This is a genomic window from Pseudomonas viridiflava (assembly GCF_900602065.1).
In the GTDB taxonomy this organism is placed as follows: Bacteria; Pseudomonadota; Gammaproteobacteria; order Pseudomonadales; family Pseudomonadaceae; genus Aquipseudomonas.
In genome coordinates, this window is sequence record NZ_UWFN01000010.1 from 1 (window position 1) to 303 (window position 303).

Genomic DNA, 303 nt, shown 5'->3' on the forward strand with positions numbered 1-303 from the left:
GACCCAGCAGATCGATTACAGCAGGGTTGGCCTCGCGGACCACACCCATGCCGTCGATGACGATCACGCCTCCCGGAAGCAAATCAAGCAGGTTCTGCAGGCGGTTGGCCAAGCGCTCTTTTTCTGCCAGCTCCTGAAGACGCTGAACACCGGCCTGCGCCAGCTCACCCTTGAGTTCAGTCACGCGTGCCTCCAGATGTCCGTAGGAATCGGTCAATTGTGCCGACATCTGGTTGAAAAGCGAAAACGCCTGTTCCAGCCCGTGACGGCTTTCCAGCTCAAGAGCGGGAAACGGCTGGACAG

The 303-nt window shown here is 59.1% G+C and carries 1 protein-coding gene; it reads right to left on the reverse strand.

Annotation, left to right across the window (positions count from 1 at the left end):
• On the reverse strand, window positions 1-277 hold a 277-nt coding region (locus EE949_RS00050), incomplete at its 3' end, for a PAS domain-containing protein (protein WP_206335681.1).
• Window positions 278-303 lie beyond the last annotated feature (26 nt).